The organism is Blautia sp. RTP21359st1_E11_RTP21359_211015, from assembly GCF_040910705.1.
Classification (GTDB): domain Bacteria; phylum Bacillota; class Clostridia; order Lachnospirales; family Lachnospiraceae; genus Blautia_A; species Blautia_A fusiformis.
This window is the reverse complement of the sequence record NZ_JBDGAB010000012.1, coordinates 24,782-44,742: the sequence shown is the minus strand read 5'-3', so window position 1 is coordinate 44,742 and position 19,961 is coordinate 24,782. Positions and strand designations below refer to the sequence as shown.

Genomic DNA, 19,961 nt, shown 5'->3' with positions numbered 1-19,961 from the left:
CTTCGCAACTTTGAGTGCTTTCCCCCTCGTACCTGCCCATGCCAAAATGGTCCCCCTGAAAGGGAAAGTACCTGCGTTTCAAGCATCCTCCCGGAAAGGGCATCACCTGCGTTTCAAGCATCCCCCCGGAAAGGGCATCACCTGCGTTTCAAGCATCCTCCCGGAAAGGGAAAACATCCTCCGGAAGGCGATCAGGCTTCGGTTTCATCATGGAACTGCGGGATCGGAGTTACCGGAGGATAAGTATCCACCGGAGGTTCATCAAACTCTCCGGAAATATTCCGATAGAAAACTGCCATACAGGTTTCTATATAAGGCACCAGCCAGATCAGTGCCAGATACAATGTAAATATGGAAAAAATGATCCACGGAACAAAACTTAAGAGCATTTTCATATATTCCCAGTAATGTCCCTTCATAAGCTTCGCACTGGCTTTCAGTGCCTGTACTCCTTTTATGTCCGAATTATCGGACAGGATGTAATAGCTCATGGTGAACGGCATAGCTGCCAGCAGGTTCAGCGCGAACCCGAGAAGTGTGAGCAGCATGTAAGTTACTGCCCAGTTCATCTGCTCCTCCGTTGTATTTCCCATATTGCTTGTAAAAGAAAACCACGCCAGTGGAAGTGATGTCACCAGATTGATCAATGCCAGCACAAAGGATGCCACGATCACATGATCCGGCTGATGGCTGAAAAAGTACAGAAGGTCTCCGAAAGAGTAGGCTTCCCTTCTGGAAATATTCAGATAGATCCGGTAAAGTCCTGCGGAAAAAATACAGATCACCAGAGAAAGGACAAAGCTGAATACCTCTCCTCCAATGATCGCATACAGGGAATCTCCCGGAAAAAGTGCTGTAGAAATATAGCTTGAAACTGCGCTCATCGCCGCAACCGCAATACTCCCGATCACAGGGACCGTAAAATTACCGGCCAGAGTTTCCCCTGCCAGCTTCTTACAACCCTTCAGATTTTTTCTCATAATTCTGTATCCCTTCGTTATAGAAGGCGGAGACTCATCCAAGCCTCCGCCCCGTCATTTTTTACTTCAGATATATCATATTCTCATATTTCACATCTGTTTAGTCTGCAAGATTAAACGCATCATGTACCGCATTCATGGCACGTACGCCATCTTTCTCGTTAATGAGAACCGTCACACGAATCTCAGATGTTGCGATCATATTGATGTTCACACCCTCATTGTAAAGGCTTTCGAACATTTTTGCAGCAACACCCGGATTGCTCATCATACCTGCTCCTACAATAGAAAGCTTGGCAATGTTTTTCTCCGCATGAAGCTCAGAATAGGCGATGCGTGCCTGGTTAGCTTCCAGAACACCCATTGCATCGTCCAGATCATTTTTATCAACAGTAAAGGAAATGTCCTTGGTTCCGGCACGGCCGATAGACTGAAGGATCATATCCACATTGATATTTTTCTTAGCCAGGGTATCAAAAAGCTTAAATGCCACTCCTGGTGAATCTTTAAGTCCGATCACAGCAATACGTACTGCATCTGTATCCAGAGCAACACCGCTGATCAGCATTCTCTCCACTGTTACTTCCTCCTTTACCACAGTTCCTTCGCTGTTGTTGAGACTGGAACGTACCACCAGCGGCACGCCGTATTTCTTTGCCATCTCCACAGAACGGTTATGAAGCACTCCCGCACCCAGAGTTGCCAGATCCAGCATTTCATCGTAAGTGATCTCCTTAAGCTTGCGGGCATTCGGAACCTTACGCGGGTCAGCGGTATAAACACCGTCCACATCGGTATAGATCTCACAGGCATCTGCATGAAGCGCTGCCGCAAGAGCTACAGCTGTGGTATCAGAACCGCCACGTCCAAGTGTGGTATAGTCATTATATTTATCAATGCCCTGGAAGCCTGTGACCACAACGATCCTGCGGTTATCCAGCTCTCTGCGGATACGTGCCGCCTCGATCTTTTTCAGGCGTGCGCTGCCATGTGCACTTGTTGTGTGCATAGCTACCTGAAAAGCGTTCAGAGAAACAGCCGGTACTCCCAGACTGTCCATAGCCATGGACATCAGTGCCACTGACATCTGCTCTCCGATGGTAAAAAGCATATCCATCTCACGTTTCGGAGGTTTGTCATTGATATCCTTTGCCATGGTGATCAGCTCATCGGTATACTTACCCATTGCAGAAAGCACGATCACCACGTCGTTTCCTTTTTTGTAATCTTCGATACATCTTCTTGCAACATTAAAGATACGCTCTTTGTTTGCCACAGAAGTACCGCCGAATTTTTTTACAATCAACATGTTCTTTTCTTCCCTTCGGCATCAATCCTTTACACGGATCATTGCCAGTACTTTTCCGGTGAGCTTGCTGATCTTCTCATAATATTCAGCCTGCTTCATCACCGGTGTGATAAATCCGAATTCGTCCGGAAGGTCATCCGGCTCGATGGTCTGTACATCACCAAAAGCTTTTTCCACTTCATCCATAGTAGTATCAGACACACGTACGAAGAAACGTCCCTCAACTTCATCCATATCCATAAGCTTCAGGGCATAGCTGCTCCAGTTTGTCATGATATTTCTGTGGAGATGCTTTGCTTCATCCACAACATCTGCAACTACTGCACTTGCAGTCGGAAGCTTACCTGCTCCGCTTCCGTAGAACATGGCATCTCCAAGAACATTTCCGTGCACAAATACTGCATTGAACACATCATTTACACTGTAAAGCGGGCTACTCTGGCCTACCAGGAACGGCGCTACCATTGCATAGAAAGAATCTCCGATCCTGCGGCTTGTGGCAAGAAGCTTGATAGTCATGCCAAGCTCTTTTGCATATTCCATATCTGCCGGTGTGATCTTTGTGATTCCTTCTGTATAAATATCCTCGTAATTCAGGAATTTTCCGTATGCAAGTGAAGAAAGGATGGCGATCTTACGGCATGCGTCAGCACCTCCTACGTCTGCAGTCGGATCTGCCTCTGCATAGCCCTTTGCCTGAGCTTCCTTCAGAACCGTATCAAAATCACAGTTCTCTGTGCTCATCTTGTAAAGCATGTAGTTGGTGGTTCCGTTAAGGATTCCTGTGATCTCATCGATCTCATCTGCTGTCAGTGAAGAATTCAGTGCGCGGATGATCGGGATACCGCCGCCGCAGCTTGCCTCAAAAAGGAAATTGATATTTTTTTCTTTTGCGATCTCCATGAGCTCGGAACCATGCTTGGCTACCAGAGCCTTATTGGATGTGCTTACGCTCTTTCCTGCCTGAAGCGCTCTTTTTACAAAGGTATAAGCCGGCTCGATCCCGCCCATAACCTCAACAACAATATCTACCTCCGGATCGTTTACGATCACTTCATAATCATGAACCAGAACTTTCTCAACCGGATCTCCCGGAAAATCTCTTAAATCAAGAACGTACTTGATGTTAATCTCATCTCCAGCTCTCTTGTTAATGCTCTCATGATTGGTGTTGATGACTTCAACAACTCCGCTTCCTACTGTACCGTAGCCTAATACTGCTATGTTTATCATATGCTTACTCCCTGCCTAAAATTTTCAAATAGTGTATACCGTCTCTCTGCTCAATATTCTCCACCATAGCCTCTGCGTCACCTTCTCCCGGAAGGATGTCAACGCTCAGCGTCAGCGTTGCGACTCCGTTAATGGGAATACTCTGATGTATGGTCAGGATATTACCGTGAAAACGGGCAATCGTCTGCAGCACCATTGATAAAAGCCCCGGCTCATCGTCCATCTGAATGATAAAGGTGATGGTCTTTCCCTTGGTCTCCTCGTGGAAAGGAAAAATATCGTCCTTATATTTGTAAAAAGAACTGCGGCTGATCCCGGTCCTTTCAGCAGCTTCCTGAACAGTAGCCACCCGTTTGGATTCCAGCAGTCTCTTGGCCTCAACCACCTTGAGAAGTACCTCCGGCACTGCCCGTTCTCTTACTACATAGTATTTTTTCTTTTCAACCTGTTTCTGCATAGCAACCTCTCTAACTGCTGTTCACATTGTGGCCAGCAGCCTCCTGTCCGTTTCATAAAGACAACTGTTTTTGTACAAGAGATATATTATCATAATAAAAGAAACTCCACAAGCGCTTTTTTGCCTGCGGAGTCCTTTTCTCTGTCTTTATGGGGTTCCGTGACAGTAATGTTATTCTTTCTTTTTCGCCAGCGCGATCCATTTCAGGTATGCATTGATAAAAATGTCAATACCACCGTCCAGAACTGCGTCAACATTACCGGTTTCTTCATTGGTTCTATGGTCTTTTACCATGGTGTATGGCTGCAGGACATAGGAACGGATCTGGTTTCCCCAGCCGATATCTGTCACTTCGCCTCGAATGCCGGAAAGCTTCTCCTCGGCTTCCTGCTGTTTCAGCAGATACAGCTTGGCCTTCAGCATCTGCATGGCCTTGTCCTTGTTCATGTGCTGAGAACGTTCATTCTGGCACTGTACCACGATTCCTGTCGGGAAATGGGTGATACGGATCGCAGAGGATGTCTTGTTGATATGCTGTCCACCGGCACCACTGCTTCGGTAGGTATCGATACGGATATCGTCATCATTGATCTCAACATCCAGATCCTTCTTGATATCCGGCATAACATCGCAGGATACAAAAGAGGTCTGTCTCTTTCCTGCTGCATTAAACGGAGAAATACGTACAAGACGGTGAACACCCTTCTCGGATTTCAGATAACCGTAGGCGTTCTCTCCGTTCACCTGGAAGGTTACGGATTTCACACCGGCCTCATCACCGTCAAGGTAATCCAGGACCTCCAGCGCAAAGCCTTTCTTCTCCGCCCATCTGCTGTACATACGGTAAAGCATTCCGCACCAGTCGCAGGCTTCTGTACCGCCGGCTCCTGCGTTCAGCTTGATGATGGCATTCTCTCCGTCGTACTCTCCGGAAAGGAGTGTCTTCACACGGATGCTGTCAAAGCTTGCCTGGAACTCGTCCAGCATTTCCTGGATCTCAGGGACGATCTCTGGATCATTCTCCTCATATCCCATCTCGATCATGGTTTCCATATCTTCCATCTGTGTTTCCAGATTATGGTATGTCTCAATATCGTCCTTGAGACTCTTTAACTGTTTCATCTTCATCTGGGATGCTTCCGCATTATCCCAGAAATCAGGCGCCTCCATCTCGCGCTCTAATTCTTCGACCTTCTGCTCTTTGTTAGCGAGGTCAAAGTGAATCCCTCACTTCCACTAATGGCTCTGTGTATGTTGCAAGAATACTCTTGAACTGATCTAACTCAACCACAGCTTCACCTTCTTTCTATATATTGATACAGGATTTCCTGCCTGTCTTATACAATACCATATGGGCATGGAAATTACAACGAAAACGTGGTCAGGGCGTAAATATCCCCTCTCCTGTGCTTCAGAAGCGGCAGCTGCTCACGGACTTTTTTTACCTCGTCCAGTTCCAGTTCCACAACCTTCACAGCCGGCTTCTCTTCCATCTCCATGAGGACTTTTCCCCAGGGGTCTGCGGCAATGGAGTGGCCCCAGGAATGATACCCGGCGTTCAGGTCTCTGGCGGGGGCAGCTCCGATGGTGTATACCTGGTTATCCACGGCTCTCTGGCGGAACATCAGCTCCCAGTGAAGGGGCCCTGTTGTCATGTTAAAAGCAGCCGGCACGATGATTACCTGGGCGCCTTCGTCCACCATCAGCCTGGCAAGCTCCGGAAAACGGAAGTCGTAACAGATGCAAAGGCCCATCTTTCCAAATTCTGTATCAAAAACCGTCACCTGGTCTCCCGGTGTCAGAGTATCGGATTCTTTAAAATACTGGCCGCCTTTTACATCAATGTCAAAAAGATGCATCTTCCGGTGCTTACCGATCTGATGACCATTTCTGTCAAAGACATAGGAAGTGTTATAAATATTGCCGGCTTCATCTCTCTCCGGCATACTTCCTGCTACGAGATAAATTCCGTGTTCTGCCGCCAGTCGGGAACATTTTTCCCAGGTATATCCCCTCTCTGGTTCCGCATATTCCGGGAAGTATTTGTTCTCGTAGGGGCAACAGAACATTTCGGGCAGGACTGCCAGATCGATCCCCTGAAGCTCCGGGCTGGCAAGAAGTTCTGCTGCCTGGGTGATATTGCGAAATTTATCAGTATATACATGTGTCTGAAGAATTGCAGTTTTTATAATTGCCATATTATCATGTCCCTTCTCTTACAGCGAAAATTAAGTATCTGCTCTATTGACGCAGGATGACTTTCTCATATGCAGGGCGGGAGAATGAAGCGTAGCGGTGGCTACGGCGATTGACGACAACGCAGCATATAAAAAATCAGACAAGTCTATATGACTATTATTTAATATTCGCTGTACTCTGTTCCTATGTAACAGAAATCCCAGAAAAAATAGCCCCACCACATCATCCGGGTGAGACTATTTTTATCTTCCTTCTCAGATCTTGGCAGCCTTACGTCCGCAGCACTGTTTGTATTTCTTGCCGCTTCCGCATGGGCACGGATCATTCGGGTATACTTTATCTTCTTTTCGCTGAACCGGTTTCTTCGGGCCTGCGCTGTCATCTTTGTTTGTGCCGGTTACCTTAGCAACCTGCTCACGCTCGATCTTCTGCTCCACATGAACATGATACAGCATACGTACAGTGTCTTCCTGAATGGAGCTGATCATGCTGTTAAACATCTCGAATGCGTTCATCTTGTACTCAACAACCGGATCTCTCTGGCCGTATGCCATCAGACCGATACCCTGACGGAGCATTTCCATATCATCGATGTGATCCATCCATTTGCTGTCGATGCATTTCAGAAGGACAACTCGCTCAAGCTCACGAAGCTGCTCCGGTTCCGGGAACTCAGCCTCCTTCGCTTCATAAAGCTTCACAGCCTCTTCCTTCACAATGTGCTTAATCTCATCTTTCTTATGGCCTTTTACCTTCTCTGCGGTCAGCGGGTGGATCGGGATGATCGGAGTGATCGCAGTGTTAAACTCATTAAGATCCCACTCAGAAGAATCCATGTCATCGGAAAAGCACATGTCTGTCATGCTGTCTACGATATCTGTGATCATCTTATAGATGGCATCACGCATATTCTCACCGTCAAGTACCTGGCGGCGCTCCTCATAGATGATCTCTCTCTGCTCATTGTTAACCTGGTCATAGTCGAGAAGGTTTTTACGGATACCGAAGTTGTTGAACTCGATCTTCTCCTGAGCTTTCTCGATGGCATTGGAAAGCATCTTGTGCTCGATCTGCTCATTCTCCTCAACACCAAGGGATGTGAACACCTTCATCAGTCTCTCGGAACCAAACAGACGCATCAAGTCATCCTCAAGGGAAATGTAGAAACGGGATTCACCCGGATCTCCCTGTCGTCCGGAACGTCCACGGAGCTGGTTATCGATACGTCTTGACTCATGACGCTCGGTACCGATGATCTTCAGACCGCCGGCCTCTCTTGCCACATCGTCAAGCTTGATATCGGTACCACGGCCTGCCATGTTGGTCGCGATGGTAACGGCATCTGCCTGTCCTGCCTGAGCTACGATCTCAGCCTCAAGCTCATGGAACTTGGCATTCAATACATTGTGGGGGATTCCCTCTCTCTTCAGCATTCTGCTGAGAAGCTCAGAAGTCTCGATGGTGATCGTACCAACCAGTACCGGCTGATGTTTTGCGTGAGCTTCCTTAACTGCCTCTACAACGGCGTTGAATTTCTCTTTCTTTGTCATGTAAACAGCATCGTCAAGGTCTTTACGCTGTACTACACGGTTGGTCGGGATCTCTACAACGTCCATGCCGTAGATATCACGGAACTCTTTTTCCTCGGTGAGGGCTGTACCTGTCATACCGCCTTTTTTGTCATATTTGTTGAAAAAGTTCTGGAAGGTAATGGTTGCGAGAGTCTTGCTCTCTCTCTTAACCTTCACATGCTCTTTCGCCTCGATCGCCTGATGAAGACCATCGGAGTAACGACGGCCCGGCATGATACGTCCGGTAAACTCATCAACGATCAGGATCTCGTCATCTTTTACAACATAATCCTGATCCTTGTGCATCAGATTATGTGCACGAAGTGCAAGGATGATGTTGTGCTGGATCTCCAGGTTTTCCGGATCTGCCAGGTTCTCGATATTAAAGAATTTCTCAACCTTCTTGATACCCTGCTCGGTAAGGTTGACGATCTTATCTTTCTCATTTACAACGAAGTCACCGGTCTCGATAACCTCCTCACCCATGATGGCTGCCATCTTGGTCATCTCATGGCTGGCCTCACCACGCTCCAGCTGCTGTGCAAGGATATCGCACACCTCATAAAGCTTGGTGGACTTGCCGCTCTGTCCGGAAATGATCAGAGGTGTACGTGCCTCATCGATCAGGACAGAGTCGATCTCATCGATGATACAGTAGTGAAGATCTCTCTGAACAAGCTGTTCTTTATAGATGACCATATTGTCACGAAGATAATCAAATCCAAGTTCGTTGTTTGTTACGTATGTGATGTCACATCCGTATGCCGCACGACGCTCTTCCGGCTTCATGTCGTTAAGTACCACGCCTACAGTCAGGCCAAGGAACTCGTGAACCTTACCCATCCACTCAGCATCTCGTTTTGCCAGGTAGTCGTTGACGGTTACGATGTGGACACCTTTACCCTCAAGGGCATTCAGATATGCAGGAAGTGTGGAAACAAGAGTTTTACCTTCACCTGTTTTCATCTCGGCGATACGGCCCTGGTGAAGGATGATACCACCGATGATCTGTACACGGTAATGCTCCATTCCAAGTACACGTTTGGCTGCCTCACGTACGGTGGCAAATGCCTCCGGAAGAAGATCATCCAGTGTTGCACCTTCTGCAAGACGTTTCTTATATTCTCTTGTCTTGTCTCGTAACTGCTCATCCGTAAGCTGCTGCATCTGAGACTGATAGCTCTCGGTTTTTTCAACCAGCGGCATGATACGTTTTACCTCACGCTGGCTGCGGGTTCCAAATACTTTTGAAAAAACATTCATGTTTCTGCTCCAATCATTTTATTCGAATAAGACTGCTGTCTCTGATCTGTCCAATTTTGGATCATTCCAGTTCTCTGTTGATATCCGTTATACTGGATCACATATGGTATATATTCTACCACTTTCCTGTTATAAAAACAATGAACAATTATTTAACAAATCATGTCAGGAATAACAGAAAATATCCCGCATAGGATCCTGTTTTCGAGGATCCCGCGGGATATTACAGATCTTATTTTCTTACTTTTACATTTTTCACACTGCTCCAGGCACCGTAATATGTCTTTCCGCTCACTTTTTTGTATGCACGGATACGAACATAATAAGTGCTTCCCTTTTTCAAACCGGAAAGTGTTCGGGTCAGTGCACTGGTGGACACTGTTCTGGCCCCTCTCATGGACCTTGAGGCCGCATACTGGATCTGATAGCCGGAAGCGCCAGCTGCTTTTTTCCAGCGGACAGTCAGCTTCCCGGAAGCCTTGCTGGACGGTTTGTACTGCACCGGAGCTGTCAGACGGACGATCCGGCTGCCGTTTTTGTTATAAGCACTTAAAGCAGAGCCCTTGTATGCGCGGACTGTATAGATATACATGGTTCCTGATTTTACTGATCCGTCTGTATAGACCAGCGTATTGCTTCCGCTTACGGTAGCGATATTGACCCACTTGCTGCTGTTTCCGGTCCTTCGATAGATCTTGTAGCCGGAAGCATTTGCAGCTCTTTTCCATTTGAAGACGATGCCGGCAGGACTGTTGGAAGTGCCGGATAACCCGGGCGTGGTAAGCTTTACCGTTGTAAGGGCCGCGGAACGGAACTGGTATACGGCTGACTGTACTTCATCAGTCTTTTTCCATTCAGCTTTCTGATAAACATACTTCTGGAAAAAGATATACATGTTATAAGTTGCGGCTTTGTTTATTCCTTTGGCAGATCCGATCCGCCATGTAGTATTCTTCCTGTTATCGGTTGGATTTGGTGAAGTACTCCAGTAAACTGGCACCCACTTCACATCTCCAGGCCCGGGATTTGAATTTGTAGTTCCCGCACCGGTCACGGTAAAATTATAATATTTATTCGGAGTAAATTTCAGCGGAGAATCCAACCCTCTTACAAAACTATCTTTGACATCTGGTATAGAAGGTATATAGGTCGGTGTCGGCGTCACATCATATTTCGGGCGGGTTCCCCTGTAATTCAACTTTAATTTTTTCAGGTTGCTGGTTCTTCCGTCTGAACCCAATACCTTAAGATACAGATCAAATTCTTTCTCTGTATCCAGATTCTTAAGATATATCACAAAGCTTCTGTTTGCAGTAACCGCCACACGAGAGTTTCCCGTATCGACCCTCGGAACATCAGATGTTCCGTCCTTTTTTCTCGCTACAGCTTTGTAGTAGCAGGCTCCGTTTGCATCAACTTTAAGTGTCACATTTACAGAATTGCGGCTTACCCATTTTTCTCCGGTCCATTTTACGTTTATTTTTGGCACCGGTGTTGGTGTCACTGTCAGTTCAGGATCCGCTGTCGGTGTCACTGTCGGTTCCGGATCCGTTATCGGTGTCACTGTCGGTTCCGGACCCGCTGTCGGTGTCACTGTCAGCTCCGGATCTGACGATGACATAGCTTCTGCGTTTTCTTCTTCCATACTGTCTCCTGCTTCTTCAGGTATCAGTTCTGTCAATAATACTTCCGGATCATCCTCACTGGAGATCTCTTCTGAAACTCCTTCCTCAGCTCCGCCGAAAGCATCCTCGCTGTTCTCCGCATTTTCTGCGTTTTCCACATCTTCCATGGTTGCATCGGAAGAGTTATCCACCATTTCCTCAGAAATATCCTCACTGTCTTCTGCAGGCTGCTCAGTCTCTCCCATAGACTCTGTAGTTTCCTCTGCGGAAAACACTTCCTGGCTGTCCGCAGCATTTTCTGTGATTTCTGCATCACCGCTGCCAAACTCTGCAGCCATACCGGTTGCCGGAAGCACCGTCACACAAAGTGCAGCACTTAAAAAAAGTGCCAGAACTTTTTTCTTCATTTACCTTCCTCCTTTTCTCCGTGAGTTACATATTTGTTATGTCAAGGAGATATTCGCACTCCACACAGTATTATTTTTCAGAAAGTGGGGCTGACTGAAACTTGTACTGTACAGACTGTATCTTATCCGTAGACTGCCATTTGGAATCCTTGCAGGTATATTTGCGGAAGAAAACATACAGATTAAAAGTTCCCTCCTGGTCGATTCCTTCCTTGGAACCGATCTTCCAGGTGCTTCGGATCCGGTTGGAATTCGGATTCGCAGATGTGCTCCAGTAAACAGGCACCCACTTAATGTCTCCGTTTTCCGGATCCTCATTATCGGTACCGGCACCGATAACCTTAAAATCATAAAATGTATCCGGGTAGAATTCCAGAGGAGAATCCAGCCCCTCTACCGTACTGTCCTCTGCCTTTGGTTTGGATGCTTTATGTTTTTTTGCAGAATCTGTTTTTTTCGCCGGGCGGCTGTCCTGATCCAGCTCCATCCGCTTCAGATCACTTAATTTCCCATTCTCATCCTCAATCTGGATATACAGATCAACTGCCTGGTCTGTATCCAGGTCTGCAAGTGTGATCCCGAACTCTTCATCCTCACTGATCAAAACCTCATCATTCACGGTATTTCCGGTCTCGATCTGAGGCACCTGGGGATTTCCGTCTTCCCCCCGCTCTGCCCATTTATAATAGCAAACGCCGTTAACGGCTGACGTAAGCGTTATCTCTGCCTGGGAATAGCTGTCCCATTTAAATCCTGTCCATTGTATTTCTGACTTTTGGAAATCCTTTGTATTGTTTTCTCCGGAACTCAGTTCCAGGTCCTCCACAGTCTGTTCTTTTATGGTGTCACCACTGTTAAATTCCGCTGCCATACAGGTAGCCGGTATCATGGTCATACCAAGAGCTACACTTAAGATCACCACAGGAAGCTTCTTTTTCATTTTTCCTTTCTCCTTTCGCATATGTCTTCATTATATAATTCTCCCCTATTGCTTGCAACAGAAAAGAAGCCTGATTTTGCTGTGACATAAAAGGCTCCGGAAACCTGCCGATTTCTCACACAGATTCCCGGAGCCTTCCATTCAATATTCAGTTGTGATAATAAAATCCCCTATCAGAACTCTGGTTCGATCAGTCCGTAAGTATTTCCTTTACGTTTATAAACTACGTTAACCTGCTCTGTCTCAGCATTAAAGAATACAAAGAAATTATGTCCGAGAAGCTCCATCTGTACGCATGCATCTTCCGGATACATTGGTTTGATCCCGAATTTCTTGGTACGGATGATCTTAACTTCCTCATCTTCTTCATAATCCTTATCAAGGTATGCCTTCTGGAAGTTTGTGGATTCCTGCTGCTTGTCAACGATCTTGTTCTTGTATTTACGAAGCTGACGCTCAATTACCTCTTCAACTAGATCGATGGATACATACATATCATTGCTTACCTGCTCGGAACGGATAATGTTACCTTTCACAGGGATCGTTACCTCGATCTTCTGGCGATCCTTCTCAACGCTTAAGGTTACTGAAATCTCAGTTTCAGGAGTGAAATACCTTTCAAGTTTACCAAGCTTGTCCTCAACAGCTGTTTTAAGTCCTTCGGTTACTGCTATATTCTTTCCACTAATAATAAATTTCATGACTTCCATCCCCTTTGCTGTTTTATGTTGCTATTATAACATATTAAATTGAATTTTAACATCACTTTTCAAAAATTTCATAAATTTTTTCCAAATTTATTCGATATATTCCTTCAAAATGTTTTTTTTGTCGTGAATGCGCAACTATTAGAGTATTTCATCTAATTAATTCATTACAAATGTATATCTGCACACCAGTGCCAGAAGATTGATGGGACAAAAGCATCTGCTTCACTATTTGTATATACTATTTCATTTTAGCCAGAGCTTCAAAGGGTATACTTCCGCCAAAAATATCCAAAGCACTGCCAACAGTCACATCCAATCTGCCCTGACCTGCTTTTCGAAGCTCTTCAATATCTGCCATAGAACCCACACCGCCTGCATAGGTCACTGGATGAGCTGTATACTGTCCCAGAAGCTTTGCAAGCTCTGTTTCCACACCTCGGGCCTTTCCTTCCACATCCACTGCATGGACCAGAAATTCGTCGCAGAAGCTTCCAAGCCTTTCCATCAGCTCCGGTGTCACGATCTCTTCTGTAAATTTCTGCCATCGGTCTGTGACAATATAATATTTGCCATCTTTTTTGCGGCAGCTCAGGTCAAGTACAAGATGTTCTTTCCCTGCAGCATCACGGATCTTCTCCAGATTTTCCCAGGAGATCACTCCGTTTTTAAACACATAGGAGGTTACGATCACGTGGCTGGCGCCAGCCTCCAGATATTCTGCCGCATTCTCCGGGCAGATGCCGCCTCCGATCTGAAGCCCTCCGGGATATTTTCCCAGAGCCTGAAGTGCCTGGGCTTTCGTTGCTCCATAGTTCGGGGAATCCTTTCCGTTCAGAAGGATCACATGACCGCCCTTTAATCCTGCCTTCTTATAAAGCTCTGCATAGAATGCCGCATCCTGCTCTGACACAAAATTTTCTGCCGCCTGATCCCCCTGATCCTTCAGGCTTCCTCCTACGATCTGTTTTACCTTTCCGTTATGTATATCAATGCATGGTCTGAATTTCATAATCCTGTCCTCCATTTTCTTTCCATGCACTGATAATAGCATCTGAAACAGTTTTATGCAATGCTGTGGTAAAATATCTGTTATCTTCCTTCTACCGCATTTCCCACTGCGTTTCCGATATCATCCACTGCATTACCTACGCCGTCGCCAAGGTCCTTTACACTGTCACCCAGCTCACCGGATACAGTTCCGTCATTTTCGTTTCTGTCAGCATCCGCAGCTCCGGGTGCTGCTGTCCCGTTATTTCCATTTCCTGCAGGCGTCACGGTAATATTTCCATCGGATATCTCATTGTTATCCGTGCCGGAATCCTTAATGCTCTCTCCATTGTCCTTCACACCGTCATTGTCTGCTTTTTCTTCCATAGTTTCATCTTCTGCGGCAGTATTTTCGTTTGTATCTTTTTCCTTATCCTTCGTGTTTTTATCTTTTTCATCCACTGTTTCATCCGCATTGTTTACCTCTGTGCCGCAGGCTGTAAATGTACACAGAGACAGGGTAAGCAAAGTACCAAAAAGAATCGCCTTCCATTTTTTCATATGATCTTCTCCTTTTTCTAAAAAATTCTGTATTCCTAATATGGCACTTTTTCCGCTATCCTATTCTGGGAAAAATTTCAAAAACCGCAATTTCATCAAAAAAAGACGGGGTCCGATCTTACACGAACCCCGTCTGTATTACCTGTAATTTTATTCTGTTGCGGCTCAATCTGTCAGGATCAGCCGATCACGTCACTCATATCATAACGTCCTGCCGGTTTGCCTGCAAGGAATTTGGCTGCTTCTACAGCACCTTTTCCAAAAATAGCCTTGGAATATGCAGTATGCTTGAACTCGATCACTTCGTCCTGACCTGCAAAAATTATCTCATGCTCACCTACGATAGTTCCGCCGCGAACTGCGGAGATACCGATCTCCTTATCATCGCGTTTTTCACGTTTCTGGCTGCGGTCATATACATAATGATACTGATTATCCATAGCTTCATTAATGCTGTCTGCCAGCGCAAGTGCAGTACCACTTGGTGCGTCTAATTTCAGGCGGTGATGCTTCTCTACGATCTCCATATCAAAGCCTGCAGCCGCAAGAACCCTGGCTGCGTCCTGAACCAGCTTCAGAAGTGTGTTGATACCAAGAGACATGTTTGCGGATTTCAGCACTGCTACCTTTCGGGATGTTTCTTCCACTTTTGCAAGCTGCTCCTGGCTTAAACCGGTACTGCACAGAACAACCGGGATCTGGCGTGCCGCGCTGTACTCAAGAAGCTTGTCTGTTGCCTTTGCGGAAGAAAAATCAATGATCGCATCTGCCTCTACCTGACATGCGTCAATATCGGTAAATACCGGATAGCTGTTTTTTCCCTGATCTGCAATATCAATACCTGCTACGATCTCAGCATCCGGATCTTTCTCCACAATGCCGCTGATGACCTGGCCCATATGTCCGTTGCAGCCGTGCATGATGATTTTTACCATAGTATATTCTCCTTTACCTTTCGCTTACAGTCAGATCACTTAGCAAGCTTAAGGCCGAATTTCTCGATCTCTTTTGCAAGAGCTGCCTTTGTGTCCTCTTCCATCTCGCAGAGCGGCATACGAAGCGGCCCTACGTTCATTCCCATAAGATTCATAGCTGTCTTAACAGGAATCGGATTTACTTCGCTGAACAGCGCATTGATCAGCGGAAGAGCTTTCAGCTGATCCTCTGTTGCTCCCTTGGTGTCGCCGTCGAAATATTTCATGACCATGTCATGTGTAAACTTCGGTGCAACGTTGGAAAGTACGGAAATAACTCCAAGTCCGCCAAGAGAAAGAATCGGAAGTACCTGATCATCATTTCCGGAATAAAGCTCAAGCTGTCCGTCTGCCAGAGACATCATCTTGGCGATCTGGGAAAGATCTCCTGTTGCTTCCTTGATTCCGACAATGTTCTTTACATTCTTTGCAAGGTAAGCTGCTGTAGCCGGCTGGATGTTGCAGCCTGTACGGCTCGGTACGTTGTACATGATGAGCGGAGTTTCCGGAACTGCATTGGCAATTGCTGTGTAGTGAGCGATAAGACCCTTCTGTGTAGCCTTGTTATAGTAAGGTGTTACAATAAGAAGAGCGTCTGCGCCATAGGAAGCTGCTTCCTTGGACATCATGATCGCTGTCTCTGTACAATTGGAACCTGTTCCTGCGATAACAGGCACACGTTTGTTAACTTTATCAATTGTGAACTTAATTGTCTGAAGATGCTCTCCGTGTGTCAGAGTAGAAGATTCTCCTGTTGTTCCACAGATAACGATGGCGTCTGTGCTGTTCGCGATCTGATCCTCAAGGATTTCCTCAAGTTTCTCAAAATTCACCTTACCGTCTTCATGCATAGGTGTTACGATTGCAACGCCTGTTCCTTTAAAAATTGCCATTTGTCTTCCTCCTTCTTTCTTCTGTGAAATATTGCTTATTCCCGTTCCTGGTCAGTCAGCTCTGTTGTTATCGTGGTAATACTATCCACATAGGGCTTCAAAGCATCCGGAAGCCAACGTCCGGTCATAATTATATGCATACTTTCATCCTTCTGCTTAAGCATATCGATGATCGTCTCAACTGGAGCGATTCCTTTATCCATAAGCCCGAGGATCTCATCCAGTAGCAGAAAATCACACTCTCTGGTAGCAATTACCTTCCGTGCGAAATTAAGGCCATTGAGAATATTGGTTCTCTCTTCTGCCTTTTCCTGCTCACTTAGGTCATTATAGCAGGTGTCCATTTTTTCGAAACGGAAAATCTTGAAATCAAAATTATCCAGTTCCTCAAGGAAATCCAGTTCTCTGCGTTCCCTGCCCTTGAGGAACTGTATGATGATCACACTTTTTCCCTGTGTAGCAAAGCGCAGCCCCCGGCCTACAGCCAGAGTTGTCTTTCCTTTCCCGTTCCCGCAATAAACCTCTGTTATTTCTCTTTCCATGATTTTTCCTCTTACTGTTAGTGAAACCGGTAATTCCCCATTTTTCTGATTTTTTTAATATTACCGCAGATTGGCTGGAAATGCAAGTGTTACCTTAATGTTCTCACCACTATTCCAAAATATATCCAATGTTACTCAACATATTCCAATTTACTCACCGAAACTTCATAGGCAATCCTTTTTTCTGTTTCGTTTTCACTAATCCGTTTCATGTACTCCCTGCTCTGGATCCTGCCCCAGATCAGTACATGCCCGCCTACTTCAAAAGCAGAAGCATATCTGGCATTTCTTCCCCAGCATATACATGGTATGTAATCGGATTTTCCGTAAGGTCGATTGACTGCCATCAGAAGATCTGCGATCTCTCTTCCCAACGGTGTTTTTCTGTATACAGGCGGTTTACAGATATATCCGTCCAGAAAGATCTGATTGACCGGCACAGTTTCTTCTTCCTCCCCCACAAACTTCACTTCCCGGGCAAAGACTGAAAGCACAAGCCGGTTTCTCTTTTCTTCATGACGGTTATAGGATCGGAACTGTCCGTGGATCTCGATATATTCTCCCACATAATCCTGTGTGATATCGATCAGCCGCTCAGACACCATCACCGGGATCCTGTCCTCCGAATCGCTGAGACGTTTTACCAGGATATCCATCATGTAAAATCCTTCTCCAAAGACCTGATGGCTGAAAGTAAACCCCGTAGCGATCCGTCCCATAACGGATACCTGATTGTTTTCAATAATTTTATCTGCCATAATAAGTAGCTCTCCTTCCTCTTCGTGTATTTCGTCTATATCAATCTATGTGTATTTACGGTATAATATGCCTGAAAAATGAAAAACCAAAAATATTTTTTTATGTCTTGTAATCTCACAAAAATGTGATAGACTATAAATTTGGACATCATTTTTAACAAAAAAGATTACTTATATATGGAAAGAAAGGATTTGGATTATATGAAGACCAAGCGTGAAGATGTTCGTAACGTGGCCATTATCGCCCATGTCGATCACGGTAAAACAACACTTGTTGACGAGCTTTTGAAACAGAGCGGTGTTTTCCGTGAGAACCAGGAAGTCCAGGAACGTGTCATGGACTCCAACGATATTGAGCGTGAGCGTGGCATTACGATTCTCTCCAAAAACACCGCAGTTCATTATAAGGATGTAAAAATCAATATCATCGATACTCCAGGTCATGCGGACTTCGGCGGCGAGGTAGAGCGTGTGCTGAAGATGGTAGACGGCGTTATTCTTCTTGTGGACGCCTTCGAGGGTGCCATGCCTCAGACTAAATTTGTACTTCGTAAAGCTCTCGAACTGAACCTGCATGTTATTGTCTGCATCAATAAGATCGACCGTCCGGAAGCACGTCCGGAGGAGGTTGTCGACGAGGTTCTGGAGCTTCTCATGGATCTGGACGCATCTGACGAACAGCTGGACTGCCCGTTCCTGTATGCCTCCGCAAAAGCCGGCTATGCAGTTCGTAACCTTGAGGACAAGCCTGAGAATATGGCTCCGCTTTTTGAGACCATCCTTGATGCAATTCCTGCTCCGGAGGGAGATCCGGACGGAGATACACAGGTTCTTATCAGCACCATCGACTACAATGAATATGTAGGCCGTATCGGTGTCGGTAAAGTTGAGCGCGGAACCATTTCCGTGAACCAGGAGCTGATGCTTCTGAACCATCATGACCCGGACAAACACGAGCGCGTAAAGATCAGCAAGCTCTACGAATTTGACGGCCTGAACAAGGTTGAAGTCAAGAGTGCTACCATCGGAGCCATCGTTGCGATCTCCGGTATTGCAGATATCCACATTGGAGATACACTCTGTGCAGGAGATAACCCGGAGTCCATTCCGTTCCAGAAGATTTCCGAGCCTACCATCTCCATGAACTTCCTTGTAAACGACAGCCCGCTTGCAGGACAGGAAGGTAAATTTATCACTTCCCGTCACCTTCGTGACCGCCTCTACCGTGAGCTGAATACAGACGTCAGCCTTCGTGTGGAAGACACAGATACAACTGAGTGCTTCAAGGTTTCCGGCCGTGGTGAGCTTCACCTTTCCGTTCTTATTGAGAACATGCGCCGTGAAGGATATGAATTTGCAGTCAGCAAACCGGAGGTTCTCTATCATACAGACGAGCGCGGACGCAAACTGGAGCCGATCGAGATCGCATATGTTGATGTTCCGGAGGAATTTTCCGGTACCATCATCCAGAAACTCAGCGAGCGTAAAGGTGAACTTCAGGGTATGAGCACAGCAAGCGACGGAACTGTACGTCTTGAGTTCTCCATCCCTTCCCGTGGACTGATCGGATTCCGTAACGAATTCCTTACCTCCACCAAGGGTACCGGTATCCTGAACACCATGTTTGACGGATATGCACCATACAAGGGAGACTTCCCGTATCGTAAACAGGGTTCCCTCATCGCTTTCGAGGCAGGCGAGACTGTAACTTACGGTCTTTTCTCCGCTCAGGAGCGTGGTACTCTCTTCGTCGGACCTGGCGAGAAGGTTTACAGCGGTATGGTTATCGGACAGAATGGTAAGGCTGAGGATATCGAGCTGAATGTCTGCAAGACCAAGCACCTCACCAACACCCGTTCTTCTTCGGCAGACGATGCGCTGAAGCTTGTTCCGCCTAAGGTATTAAGCCTTGAGCAGGCAATCGAGTTCATCGACCAGGATGAGCTTCTTGAGGTAACTCCTAAGAGCCTTCGTATCCGTAAACGTATCCTGGATTCCAGAGATCGAAAACGTGCTGCATTCCGCAAGAGCTGATAGAATTTTGACGATTATTTATTGTTTACTGGATTCTGGCAGTGTTTTGCAGTTATAAAGGATTCGGATATATCTTTAACACGATTTACACAACTGTCATACGGGAATCATTTCCTGTATGGCAGTTTTTTTCTGGAATCATTTCCTGCATGACCGTTTCTTTCTGCAGGAAGAATCCAGGCTGCAGGATTCTCTGCCTGTGGCGAATTTCCCTGAACAACATCGGGCTTTCCTGCTCGCAGGATTCTGGCAGTTATCTCCTGCCCTGTTTTTCATTTTCAGACAAATCTATCCATTTCTTTCTGCATTCCTGAAAAAATTCTCCATATATTTTGCTTAATTGTTCTGAAAACTCAAATAATTTCAAGTTTTTTTGTCAATTATGGTTTGACGCTTTACCGTGACATGATATTTTTGTGAATTATTTATCAAAATTCTTCGTTATTTTCGTTAATTATTTATCATATTCGCTATTGACGTCTGGAATCTGTTAAATTATAATGTGTTCATGATCGATT

At 45.9% G+C, this 19,961-nt stretch carries 18 protein-coding genes; 1 reads left to right on the top strand and 17 read right to left on the bottom strand.

What is annotated here, in order from left to right; translation table 11 throughout:
• Positions 1-191: 191 nt before the first annotated feature.
• The 16 genes from AB5026_RS06240 to AB5026_RS06165 all read right to left on the bottom strand — a co-directional run bounded on the left by AB5026_RS06240 (position 192) and on the right by AB5026_RS06165 (position 17,409).
• Entirely contained in the window at positions 192-980 is a 789-nt protein-coding gene (locus tag AB5026_RS06240; protein WP_022427326.1) for a DUF975 family protein, read from the bottom strand.
• Between the two features lie 100 nt (positions 981-1,080).
• A complete protein-coding gene (locus AB5026_RS06235) occupies positions 1,081-2,289 on the bottom strand; it encodes an aspartate kinase (protein ID WP_059086692.1) in 1,209 nt (402 codons plus the stop codon).
• A 21-nt stretch (positions 2,290-2,310) separates the two neighbouring features.
• Entirely contained in the window at positions 2,311-3,522 is a 1,212-nt protein-coding gene (locus AB5026_RS06230) for a homoserine dehydrogenase (RefSeq protein WP_021652697.1), read from the bottom strand.
• Positions 3,523-3,526: 4 nt separating this feature from the next.
• A complete protein-coding gene (locus AB5026_RS06225; RefSeq protein ID WP_021652696.1) occupies positions 3,527-3,979 on the bottom strand; it encodes an ACT domain-containing protein in 453 nt (150 codons plus the stop codon).
• A gap of 171 nt (positions 3,980-4,150) precedes the next feature.
• Positions 4,151-5,270 (bottom strand): peptide chain release factor 2 gene (prfB, locus tag AB5026_RS06220; protein ID WP_110104007.1). Its coding sequence is split into 2 segments (ribosomal slippage): positions 4,151-5,194 and positions 5,196-5,270, totalling 1,119 coding nucleotides; the frame shifts between segments, so codons are not numbered across the junction.
• 73 nt (positions 5,271-5,343) lie between these two features.
• Positions 5,344-6,177 carry a carbon-nitrogen hydrolase family protein gene (locus AB5026_RS06215; protein ID WP_173758940.1) on the bottom strand — a complete coding sequence of 278 codons (834 nt, stop codon included), beginning with the start codon at positions 6,175-6,177 and terminating at the stop codon, positions 5,344-5,346.
• 255 nt (positions 6,178-6,432) lie between these two features.
• The gene (gene secA, locus AB5026_RS06210) at positions 6,433-9,012 is read right to left on the bottom strand and encodes a preprotein translocase subunit SecA (protein WP_021652694.1); all 2,580 of its coding nucleotides are present in this window, start codon (positions 9,010-9,012) and stop codon (positions 6,433-6,435) included.
• Positions 9,013-9,244: 232 nt separating this feature from the next.
• Complete coding sequence (locus AB5026_RS06205; RefSeq protein ID WP_173758939.1) at positions 9,245-11,044, bottom strand: fibronectin type III domain-containing protein; 1,800 nt, start codon at positions 11,042-11,044, stop codon at positions 9,245-9,247.
• Positions 11,045-11,114: 70 nt separating this feature from the next.
• Positions 11,115-11,984, bottom strand: coding sequence for a hypothetical protein (locus AB5026_RS06200; protein ID WP_368212980.1), 870 nt, complete (start codon positions 11,982-11,984; stop codon positions 11,115-11,117).
• A gap of 173 nt (positions 11,985-12,157) precedes the next feature.
• The gene (gene raiA / locus AB5026_RS06195) at positions 12,158-12,685 is read right to left on the bottom strand and encodes a ribosome-associated translation inhibitor RaiA (RefSeq protein ID WP_015526242.1); all 528 of its coding nucleotides are present in this window, start codon (positions 12,683-12,685) and stop codon (positions 12,158-12,160) included.
• Positions 12,686-12,932: 247 nt separating this feature from the next.
• Positions 12,933-13,703 carry a phosphoribosylformimino-5-aminoimidazole carboxamide ribotide isomerase gene (gene hisA, locus AB5026_RS06190; RefSeq protein WP_250789675.1) on the bottom strand — a complete coding sequence of 257 codons (771 nt, stop codon included), beginning with the start codon at positions 13,701-13,703 and terminating at the stop codon, positions 12,933-12,935.
• 80 nt (positions 13,704-13,783) lie between these two features.
• Positions 13,784-14,242: a hypothetical protein gene (locus tag AB5026_RS06185; RefSeq protein ID WP_250789674.1), complete on the bottom strand. Its 459-nt coding sequence runs from the start codon at positions 14,240-14,242 to the stop codon at positions 13,784-13,786.
• Between the two features lie 179 nt (positions 14,243-14,421).
• Positions 14,422-15,177: a 4-hydroxy-tetrahydrodipicolinate reductase gene (gene dapB / locus AB5026_RS06180; protein WP_021652686.1), complete on the bottom strand. Its 756-nt coding sequence runs from the start codon at positions 15,175-15,177 to the stop codon at positions 14,422-14,424.
• Positions 15,178-15,212: 35 nt separating this feature from the next.
• On the bottom strand, positions 15,213-16,109 hold the full coding sequence (gene dapA, locus AB5026_RS06175) for a 4-hydroxy-tetrahydrodipicolinate synthase (protein ID WP_015526246.1): 897 nt from the start codon (positions 16,107-16,109) through the stop codon (positions 15,213-15,215).
• A gap of 35 nt (positions 16,110-16,144) precedes the next feature.
• Positions 16,145-16,651: a cob(I)yrinic acid a,c-diamide adenosyltransferase gene (locus tag AB5026_RS06170; protein ID WP_015526247.1), complete on the bottom strand. Its 507-nt coding sequence runs from the start codon at positions 16,649-16,651 to the stop codon at positions 16,145-16,147.
• Positions 16,652-16,782: 131 nt separating this feature from the next.
• Positions 16,783-17,409 (bottom strand): single-stranded DNA-binding protein, encoded by a 627-nt coding sequence (locus AB5026_RS06165; RefSeq protein WP_015526248.1) that lies wholly within the window; start codon positions 17,407-17,409, stop codon positions 16,783-16,785.
• A gap of 201 nt (positions 17,410-17,610) precedes the next feature.
• Between AB5026_RS06165 and typA the strand changes: the two genes are divergently transcribed.
• Positions 17,611-19,443 carry a translational GTPase TypA gene (gene typA / locus AB5026_RS06160; protein WP_195656613.1) on the top strand — a complete coding sequence of 611 codons (1,833 nt, stop codon included), beginning with the start codon at positions 17,611-17,613 and terminating at the stop codon, positions 19,441-19,443.
• A gap of 85 nt (positions 19,444-19,528) precedes the next feature.
• Here typA and AB5026_RS06155 read toward each other — a convergent pair whose 3' ends face one another.
• Positions 19,529-19,666, bottom strand: coding sequence for a hypothetical protein (locus tag AB5026_RS06155; RefSeq protein ID WP_244832667.1), 138 nt, complete (start codon positions 19,664-19,666; stop codon positions 19,529-19,531).
• Positions 19,667-19,961: the final 295 nt, after the last annotated feature.

What these genes read in the sequence shown, in the direction of transcription:
- AB5026_RS06240 (WP_022427326.1), bottom strand. Translation starts at nt 980, where the DNA reads ATGAGAAAAAATCTGAAGGGTTGTAAGAAGCTGGCAGGGGAAACTCTG.
- AB5026_RS06235 (WP_059086692.1), bottom strand. Translation starts at nt 2,289, where the DNA reads ATGTTGATTGTAAAAAAATTCGGCGGTACTTCTGTGGCAAACAAAGAG.
- AB5026_RS06230 (WP_021652697.1), bottom strand. Translation starts at nt 3,522, where the DNA reads ATGATAAACATAGCAGTATTAGGCTACGGTACAGTAGGAAGCGGAGTT.
- AB5026_RS06225 (WP_021652696.1), bottom strand. Translation starts at nt 3,979, where the DNA reads ATGCAGAAACAGGTTGAAAAGAAAAAATACTATGTAGTAAGAGAACGG.
- AB5026_RS06215 (WP_173758940.1), bottom strand. Translation starts at nt 6,177, where the DNA reads ATGGCAATTATAAAAACTGCAATTCTTCAGACACATGTATATACTGAT.
- secA (WP_021652694.1), bottom strand. Translation starts at nt 9,012, where the DNA reads ATGAATGTTTTTTCAAAAGTATTTGGAACCCGCAGCCAGCGTGAGGTA.
- AB5026_RS06205 (WP_173758939.1), bottom strand. Translation starts at nt 11,044, where the DNA reads ATGAAGAAAAAAGTTCTGGCACTTTTTTTAAGTGCTGCACTTTGTGTG.
- AB5026_RS06200 (WP_368212980.1), bottom strand. Translation starts at nt 11,984, where the DNA reads ATGAAAAAGAAGCTTCCTGTGGTGATCTTAAGTGTAGCTCTTGGTATG.
- raiA (WP_015526242.1), bottom strand. Translation starts at nt 12,685, where the DNA reads ATGAAATTTATTATTAGTGGAAAGAATATAGCAGTAACCGAAGGACTT.
- hisA (WP_250789675.1), bottom strand. Translation starts at nt 13,703, where the DNA reads ATGAAATTCAGACCATGCATTGATATACATAACGGAAAGGTAAAACAG.
- AB5026_RS06185 (WP_250789674.1), bottom strand. Translation starts at nt 14,242, where the DNA reads ATGAAAAAATGGAAGGCGATTCTTTTTGGTACTTTGCTTACCCTGTCT.
- dapB (WP_021652686.1), bottom strand. Translation starts at nt 15,177, where the DNA reads ATGGTAAAAATCATCATGCACGGCTGCAACGGACATATGGGCCAGGTC.
- dapA (WP_015526246.1), bottom strand. Translation starts at nt 16,109, where the DNA reads ATGGCAATTTTTAAAGGAACAGGCGTTGCAATCGTAACACCTATGCAT.
- AB5026_RS06170 (WP_015526247.1), bottom strand. Translation starts at nt 16,651, where the DNA reads ATGGAAAGAGAAATAACAGAGGTTTATTGCGGGAACGGGAAAGGAAAG.
- AB5026_RS06165 (WP_015526248.1), bottom strand. Translation starts at nt 17,409, where the DNA reads ATGGCAGATAAAATTATTGAAAACAATCAGGTATCCGTTATGGGACGG.
- typA (WP_195656613.1), top strand. Translation starts at nt 17,611, where the DNA reads ATGAAGACCAAGCGTGAAGATGTTCGTAACGTGGCCATTATCGCCCAT.
- AB5026_RS06155 (WP_244832667.1), bottom strand. Translation starts at nt 19,666, where the DNA reads ATGTTGTTCAGGGAAATTCGCCACAGGCAGAGAATCCTGCAGCCTGGA.